Origin of the sequence: Pseudoxanthomonas sp. GW2 (assembly GCF_000283075.1) — a bacterium.
Classification (GTDB): domain Bacteria; phylum Pseudomonadota; class Gammaproteobacteria; order Xanthomonadales; family Xanthomonadaceae; genus Pseudoxanthomonas.
This window is the reverse complement of the sequence record NZ_ALIP01000149.1, coordinates 1-5,392: the sequence shown is the minus strand read 5'-3', so window position 1 is coordinate 5,392 and position 5,392 is coordinate 1. Positions and strand designations below refer to the sequence as shown.

Sequence of the window (5,392 nt, the reverse complement as noted above, 5' to 3'; positions counted from 1 at the left end):
GGATGTCCTCAGTCGGCATCGGCGGCACCGGCGGTGCGCACGGGACGGGGCACGGGCGCGATTTCCACGCGGCGGTTGCGCGCGCGTCCTTCCTCGTCGGCGTTGGAGCCGACCGGCTGGTGCTCGCCGAAGGCGGCGGCAAACACCGAGTCGGCCGGCACGCCTTCCTCGATCAGGGTGCGGGTCACGGTCAGCGCGCGCTGCGCCGACAGTTCCCAGTTGTCGGCGAAGCGGCGGTTGCCCTCGTGCACCGGACGGTCGTCGGTGAAGCCGCTGACCATCAGCACCTGCTCGCGCGCCTTGAGGTAGCCGGCCAGCGGCGCGGCCAGCGCGCGCAGGACCTGGCGGCCCTCCGGCTGCAGCTGGTCGGAATTGAGCGCGAACAGCACGTTGCCGCGGATGCCGATGCGGCCGTCGACCAGGGTGATGCGGCCGTCGGCCAGTGGCGCGGCCAGCGCCTGTTCCAGCGCCTGGCGCTGTTGCGCCTCGGCCTGGCGCTGGCGCACCGCCTCGTCCAGCCGCGCCGACAGCTGCAGCTGCACCCCGATCACGCAGACCAGGATCAGCACGAACACGCCCAGCAGCACCGCCATCAGGTCGGCGAACGCTGCCCAGACCGGCGCCGCCAGGCCGTCCTCTTCGCCGGCGTGCTCGATCATGCCGCGCTCCGCGCCGACAGGCGCTGCAGGTCCTCGACGATCTGCTTCTGGCTGAGCACACCCAGGTCGATCACCTCGCGGGCCTGGGCCACGTAGTAGGCCAGCTGCTCGTCGCTACGCGCGGCGGCCTTCTCCAGCGCCGCCTCGATCTGCTGCATGCGCTCCACCAGCAGGGCATTGCCCTGGGCGAAGGCCTCGACCGCGGCGCCGAAGGCCTCGGCCAGGCTGGCGACCTCGGCGGCGCCGGCGGCCACCTGGGCGCCGGCTTCCTGAAGCTGCCCGCCGCGCGCCTGCACCTGCTCCTCGAAGCGGGCGCCGGTGCGCTCGAGCAGGGAGGCGGTGGACTCGACCAGCGATTCCAGCGCGGCGCGCTGCTCGCCGGAGGCGCGGTTCACGCCTTCCAGCAGCTGGCCGAACATGGCCATGTGCTGGCTGCGCTCCTCCAGCAGGGCGGTGTCGCGGGCCAGGCTTTCGGACAGCTGGCGGCGCACCTCGGTGATGACCTCGGCCGCGGCCCGCGGCGCCTCGGCGGCGGTGCGGGCCAGCTGCGAGATCTCGGCGATGGTGGCCTCGGCCTGGGCCTGGGTGCGCTCGCTGATCTGCGTGGCGGTGCTGGCCAGGGTGTCGCACACCGCCTGCTGGCGCGCCGCGGCCTGCTCGCCGGCCTGCTGCCACTGCTCGCGCAGGGCGGCGCCGGCATGCTCGAGGGTGGCGCTCCAGCGGGCCAGGCGTTCCTGCTCCTGGCTGGCGAAGGCGGCCTGCAGCTGCGCGTGCGCCTGCTCCAGCGAGTCCAGCAGGGCGGCGGACTGGCGCTCGATCGCGCCGGCGGCCTCGGCCAGCGCCTGGTGCTGCTGTTCGGTGGCGGCGCGGTTGGCCTCGTCCTGGCGCGCCAGCACCTGTTCCCAGCCGGCGGCCAGGCCGCTGCCGGCCTGTTCCAGCTGCGCGCCGATCCGCCCCACCAGGGTTTCGGCCTGCTGGCCCATGGCTTGGACCAGCTGCTCCTGGCCACCGCGCAGGTCCTGCAGCAGGGCCGCGCCGGCTTCGCGCTGGGCCTGCAGCGCCTGGCTCCACTGCGCGGCGATCTCCCCGCCCAGCGCGCGCAGGCTTTCGCCGGCGCCGTCCAGGTGCCGCTGCACCGCGTTGGTGACGCTGTCGCGGGTCGACTCGGCGTGGCCGGCGATCGCCGCCAGGGTCGATTCCAGCACCGGCTGCACCGCGGCGCGGGCCTCGCGCGCGCTTGCGGCCACGCTGTCGGACAGGGTGGCCTGGACCGAGCCGGCCAGCTCGCGGAAGGTGGCCTCGGTGCGGGCGTGGAAGGCCTCCTGTTGCGCCAGCTGGCGCTCGGCGCTGGCGGCCTCGCGCTGCTCCAGGGCGGCCGCCATCCGTTCCAGGCGTTCCACCAGGGCCGGCAGCAGCCCGGCCTGGGCCTGCAGCAGCTGCACCGTCTGTTCGCGCTGGTACGCCTGCGACCACGGGCGCAGCACGCCCGCGGCGGCGGCGTCCAGGCGCTGCGCGGCGCGCGCGCGGCCGCGCCGGCACAGCGCCGACAGCAGGCCCAGCGCGGCCGAAGCGGCCACGCCGGCGATCGAGGTGCCGAAGGCGAAGCCCAGGCCGCGCACTGGGGCGGCCAGCGCATCGCGGATCGCGTCCAGCTCGGCCGTGCCTTCCAGGGCCACGCCGGTGCCGCGCAACGTGGTCATCATGCCCAGCAGGGTGCCGAGCATGCCCAGCAGCACCAGCAGGCCGACCAGGTACGGCACCAGCGCCGGGCCCGGCAGTGGCAGGCGGCCGCCCTCGATGCGCAGGCGCACCGGCTCGCGCAGGCCCGGATCCAGCTGCGCCAGCCACGCTTCCAGGCTGGCCGGCGCAGCGTCCAGACCGTCCAGCGCGCGCTCCAGGCCGGTGGTGGCCTGGCGGTAGCGGCGCAGTTCCAGCGCGCCCAACAGGTAGAAGGCCAGCACCAGCAGGGTGAACAGCAGGGCCAGCGGGTGGCCGGCGGCATAGCCGGCACCGATCCAGCACACCACGGCCAGGCCGGCGAGGAAGGTGGCCAGTTCAGGGAGGATTCGTTGCATGGGTTCCATCGGGGGCGGGGCCGAGGGCGGCAAGCAGGCCTTCGGCGGGTTGCAGGCGGATATCCAGTTCGGCGAGCAGCAGCTCGTGCATGTCGTGGCGGAAGCGTTCCAGCCAGGCGGGCGCCTCGGTCCCGGGCGCCTCGTCGCTGGCGGACAGCAGTTCCTGGAAGCGGTGTTCCAGCACCGGGGTGGCGCGGCCCAGCAGGCTGCGGGTGGGACGGGCCAGGGTCTGTTCCATCACCGCGTCCACCGCGGCCAGCCGCGCCAGGGCCGGGGAGCGGGCGGCCAGGCGCTGGCGCAGGGTCTCGCGCAAGCGTCCGCTGCCGCTTTCCAGCAGGTGCTGCAGGGCCATGTGCCGTTGCTGGAAGTAGCTCCATTCGAACGGTGGGCGCGGGCCTTCGGGCGGCGCGGCGAAGGCGCGGTCGCGGCCGATCGATTGCGCCAGCGCGGCGCGGGCCTCGGCCAGTTCCGCCGCCGCGTCCCCGGCCGGGGACACGGCCGCCGGGCCCGTGCCCGCCGGGGCGTCCAGCACCCGTGCCAGCGCCACCGCCTGCTTCCATTCCAGCCAGTGGCTCAGCAGCTGCGACAGCGGATGCGCTGGCGCGTCGGCCGCCGTGCCGGCCAGCTGGGCCAGCTGGCGGACGAAGCGGGGTCCGCTGGGGGTGGGGCGTGGCTGGGACTGCATCGGGCGGACGGTGTTCTCTCGACCGGGCGGGGCCGCAAGCCGCCGCGGGACCGGCGCGACGCCGGTGCGGGGCGGGCGGGGGATTCCTGCGGTGAGTGGCTCCGGCGCTGGCTGCGGGCCGGGACGCGGCCGGGACGCCGGCCCGGCCGGCGCCGCGGTCGGGGCCGCCGGGCGGCCCGGAACGGGCGGAGCCGGGGGCGCGGCCCGCCCGGAAAGGGGCGGATTCTAGCCCGCGGCGCCGGTGCGGGCCAGCAAGGGCTGCAGCACCGGCTCCAGTTCGCGCCGGCGCCAGCCCTGCAGGGGCTGCGGCCAGCTGCCGCTCTCCAGCAGGGCTTCCAGCTGCTTGCGCGAGGCCAGCACGCCGTCCGGCAGGCCCAGGTCGGCGCTGCGCCGGGCCACCGCGTCCTGCAGCCGGCGCACCGCGTTGCGGTCCGGCTCGGCGGCCACGGCCGGCATCTGCTCCTCGTCGGCCACGGCGGTGGTCAGGGCCTGCCACAGCGACTTGCCGAGCTTGCGCGGGGCCTTGGGCGTGGCCTCCAGGCGCGCCTGCAGGGCGGTGCCGTCGGCCGGCGGGTCGCGGGCCAGGTCCAGGGCCAGGTCGTTGTCCAGGATCCAGCTGCGGGGATGGTCCTGGGCGCGCGCCTGCTGCTCGCGCCAGCGGAGCAGGCGCAACAGCCGGCGCTGGCCGGCGGTATCGAGGAACTGCGCGGCGCGCAGGCCCAGGTGTGGCCACCGCTCCGGCTCGTCGTGCGCGGCCTGCTCGGCGGTGCGGGCCATGTCCTCCTCCAGCCAGGCCTCGCGGCCCAGCTCGCGCAGGCGGGCGAGGGTGGCCTGGTACAGCGCGTCGAGGTGGCGCACGTCGTCGGCGGCGTACTCCAGCTGGGCGGGGCTCAGCGGGCGCCGCATCCAGTCCGAGCGGGTCTCGCCCTTGGCCAGCGTGGTGCCGGTGACCTGGGCGACCAGGCGCTGGTAGCCCATGCCGGCGCCGAAGCCGGCCAGGGCCGCGGCCACCTGGGTGTCGTACATTGGCCGCGGCACGGTGCCGCAGGCGCAGCGGAAGGTGACCAGGTCCTCGCTGGCGCTGTGCATCACCTTGAGCACGTGGGGGGCGTCCAGCCAGGCGGCGATGGCCTCGGCCATGCCGGGGACGAGGGCGTCGACCAGGAGGACGTCGCCGTCCACGGCCATCTGCACCAGGGCCAGGCGTGGCCAGAAGGTGCGTTCGCGGATGAATTCGGTATCCAAGCCGATGCGGGAGGGCGCCGACTGCAGGCGGCGCAGCAGTTCGGCGGGCTGGTCGATCCAGAGGACTTCTGACACTTAGGGATTCCGGTCTTGCGTGGTCTTGCGCGTATTGGCTGGGATAGCCTAACGGCAAATCCGCCGGCGGGCGGCAGGTTTTCTCCAGGGAGGCGTCTTGCGCGCGAGCGGTCGGGCATTGCTGTGGACGGGGATGCTGCTGGGCGTGGCCGCCTGCGGCGGCCCGCAGCCGCAGGACGCGGACGAGACTGCCGGCCAGGCCCCCGCCACCGCGCAGGCGCAGCCGGAAGCGCCGGACATCGCCCTGCCCAGGGTGACCGTCAGCGGCGACGAAAGCGCCCACGTGGTAGAGGCCTGGACCCCGCCGGCCGTGGAGATCGGCGAGGACGCCGACCGCCGTGCCCTGCGCCGGCAGGCCGAGGCCGCCCTGCGCGAGGGCCGGCTGTACGAGGATGCCGCGGCCGCCGCCCCGATCTACCTGGCCTTGTTGCGTACCGATCCGCAGGACCGGCAGGCCCGCGACGGCCTGCGCCGTACCACCACGGCGGTGCTGGCGACCGCCGACCGCGCCCTGGCCGAGGCCGCCACCGATCCGCAGTCCGGCGCCCTGGAGCGTGCCGTCGCCCTGGCCGCGGTGGCGCGCACCCTGGATGCCGAGGATCGCCGGGTGCGCAGCCTGCAGCAGCGGGTGGAGCGCGCGCGGCGGGTGGCGG

4 protein-coding genes and 1 pseudogene are annotated in these 5,392 nt (G+C 75.6%); 1 reads left to right on the top strand and 4 read right to left on the bottom strand.

The features are described from left to right. Positions 1-8 precede the first annotated feature (8 nt). From B351_RS0114065 to rnd, 4 genes are all read right to left on the bottom strand, one after another. Positions 9-659, bottom strand: a complete 651-nt coding sequence (locus B351_RS0114065) for an OmpA family protein (RefSeq protein ID WP_019399674.1) — start codon at positions 657-659, stop codon at positions 9-11. Beyond that, a complete protein-coding gene (locus B351_RS0114060; protein ID WP_019399673.1) occupies positions 656-2,734 on the bottom strand; it encodes a DUF802 domain-containing protein in 2,079 nt (692 codons plus the stop codon). The genes B351_RS0114065 and B351_RS0114060 overlap by 4 nt, the downstream gene beginning before the upstream one ends. Further along, the gene (locus tag B351_RS0114055) at positions 2,715-3,419 is read right to left on the bottom strand and encodes a DUF3348 domain-containing protein (RefSeq protein WP_019399672.1); all 705 of its coding nucleotides are present in this window, start codon (positions 3,417-3,419) and stop codon (positions 2,715-2,717) included. Before B351_RS0114055 ends, B351_RS0114060 begins: the two co-directional genes overlap by 20 nt. Before the next feature lie 225 nt (positions 3,420-3,644). Beyond that, complete coding sequence (gene rnd / locus B351_RS0114050; RefSeq protein ID WP_019399671.1) at positions 3,645-4,739, bottom strand: ribonuclease D; 1,095 nt, start codon at positions 4,737-4,739, stop codon at positions 3,645-3,647. A gap of 97 nt (positions 4,740-4,836) precedes the next feature. Here rnd and B351_RS16905 point away from each other — a divergent pair. Further along, a pseudogene (locus tag B351_RS16905) lies at positions 4,837-5,392 on the top strand (formylglycine-generating enzyme family protein); the annotation flags it as partial.